This window comes from Deltaproteobacteria bacterium, assembly GCA_009930495.1.
GTDB lineage: Bacteria > Desulfobacterota > Desulfovibrionia > Desulfovibrionales > Desulfomicrobiaceae > Desulfomicrobium.
The window spans coordinates 1-2,435 of record RZYB01000280.1; the positions used below are offsets into that span (position 1 = coordinate 1).

2 protein-coding genes are annotated in these 2,435 nt (G+C 62.9%); one reads left to right on the plus strand and one right to left on the minus strand.

Annotation, left to right across the window (positions count from 1 at the left end):
- Positions 1-746: transporter substrate-binding domain-containing protein (locus tag EOL86_13755; GenBank protein ID NCD26639.1), on the plus strand; the 746-nt coding region annotated here is incomplete at its 5' end.
- Here the strand turns inward: EOL86_13755 and EOL86_13760 are convergent.
- The gene (locus EOL86_13760) at positions 676-1,575 is read right to left on the minus strand and encodes a hypothetical protein (protein ID NCD26640.1); all 900 of its coding nucleotides are present in this window, start codon (positions 1,573-1,575) and stop codon (positions 676-678) included. The genes EOL86_13755 and EOL86_13760 overlap by 71 nt on opposite strands.
- Between the last annotated feature and the right edge of the window lie 860 nt (positions 1,576-2,435).

The following is a 2,435-nucleotide window of genomic DNA, read 5'->3' on the forward strand; positions in this document are numbered from 1 at the left end:
TGGTGGCAAAATTTTTTGCGGGATGGGTGGTCGCGGTGCTCTTTGCCCTGATGACGGCCACGCCGGGGCACGCCTTGGAAACCATCGCCTTTGATCAGGCCAACCCGCCGTTCATGTATCAGGACAACGGGCAGGCGCGGGGGCTGTATCCGGCCATCATCGCCGAGGCCTTCCGGCGCATGGGCGTGGGCGTCAGGCTTCTGGCGTTTCCCTGGTTGCGGGCGCGACAGGGCGCCGATGCCGGAGTCTGGGGCCTTGGCGGTTTGTACATGAATACGGCGCGACTGGAGACGTACGACTACTCCGAGCCCATCTTCGAGGAACGGCTGTTGCTCTACGTCTTGCGCGGTCAGGAGTTTCCGTTTTCCGAGGCCGGGGATCTGACCGGGAAGCGCATCGGCGTCATGCGCGGGTGGTCCTACGGGAACGGGTTCGACCACGCCGTGGCCGGGGGCAGGATCTTGGCCGATCCGGTGGCCAACGACCAGGCCAATATCGGCCGGTTGCTGCTGGGCCGGGTGGATGCCATCGTGATCACGGCCGAAAGTCTGGCCCTGCTCCGCGATCGTCTCGATCCAGGCAATCGCCTCGTGGCCTTGCCCCGGCCCCTGGCCGCCAATTTGACCTATCTGTCCTTTCCGAAATCCAAGAATCTGGTCCCTCTTTTGGAGCGCTTCAATAAAGAGCTTCAGGCCATGCGCCGCGACGGCTCCTGGGATCGGATTTGTCGCGCTCATCTGCGCTGACGTCCGTCCAGCCTCGGCGTATTTCCTCCGCGGCGCGCGTCAAACGCTCTTCCAGCAACCTCAGGGCGGATGGAACATGCTCCGGCTGGGTGTCCAGTTCGTGCAGGATGGTCCGCAGCCTGGGCTCATTGTCCAGAATCGAGCCGAGCCTCTCCCGGCGGTCGGTGTTTCTGGTGCTGAAGAAATTCCAGGCCAGGGGCGCGTCCGGGGCGCGGAACGGCCACTGGACCTTGAGCCGAAACAGCGCGGCCAGGGCGGCTTTGAGGTCCGCGTCCATGGCGTCCGGGTCGATCTCCCGGCCAGCCCGCGCCTCGACCTCCTCGATCAGGGCCTGGTTCAGCCGGTATTCCGGCGCGATCAGGCCATAGTCGAACCAGTCGTCGACGACCTCCCGTGCCACCCGTTTCCATTTCGCCGCGCCCAGGTGATGGCTTGGGCAGAAAAAGAGCTTGCAGGCCGCGCCCCCGTAAAAGCTCAGCCCCCGCCAGTCCACGCCCTTGTTGCCCGATGCCAGAGGGTGCAGCAGGCAGCCGACACGTTCTCCGCCGTCCTGGATGAGTCCGACGAAAACGCAGTGATGAAAATCCGCGAGGGGATAGTCCGTGCCTTCCCGCGCGAAACGTTCCTGTTCAAAGGCCAGAATCGCGTCCACGTTCCGGGTAACGGCCGCGAAACGCTCCGTGCGTTCCAGCAGGATGTTTCGCAGGCGCTCGCGGCGTAAATCCGTCATGTTGTAAAGCCCGCAGCAGCTGCCGCAGGAAATATCCGGCCCGGCCTGGCAGAGATACACCCCGCCGGGGACCTGGGCGTCTTCGGGAAGCATGGGCATGGGTCCTCCACTGTTTTGGGCGGGGCTATCCCAAAGCCGGCCGGGAGGCAACGCGGGGACGCCCATGGCTCCGCCAACAAAAAAGGGCACGGCCCGAAGACCATGCCCACGCGGAAGAGAGGAACAACCGCTTATTTATCGTGCATTTCCAGGTAGACCAGGGTTTGATTCAGAAGCTGGTAGGCGATTTCACCAAAGGTGATGGGGCCGACAAAGGGGGCCGTGTTCTTGCCTTCCAGCCCGGAGTACAAATAGTTCAGGATGCAGTTGCAGGAGAACACGACGTTGTCCTGGGACAGGCCGATTTTTTTGAGCTGGCCGTCGAAGGCCGTGGCGTAATCGCTGACGGCCTTGGCGTGTTTGTAGCGCACGCCGTGGAAAACCGGGGCGTAGAATTTGACCTCCTCGGCCGTCACGCTCTGGAAGCTGATGTTGACCAATGCGCCGTAATAGTCGGCCACCAGGGGCAGTTTGGTGTCGAGCTTGTTGCGTTCGATGTAGGCCGCGAAGTTTTCCTTGACCCCATTGACCAGGACATCGGTGCAGGCGAAGCCGTCGGCGCCAAAGGTCAGGGTGTCGCCCTCGCCCTGTTCGAAGATGTTGACGATGCCCACGTCCACGGCCTTGTTTCGGGGCAGGGTGACGTGCATGACCATGGCGGCGTTGTCGGCGCATTCGCCGGTCAGCCCGTCGAAGACCCTGGGTTTTTCCTTGCCCAGATTGTCCAGATGCACGCCCGCGACCCAGCCGATAAGGGGTTGGCTGCCGAAATTGTCGTAATTCGGGGCGTTCAGGGCAAAGGCGGCGTGAACGCCGGTCATGGCCGGGATGACGATGAAGCTGAAGCCGCTATCGCCGGC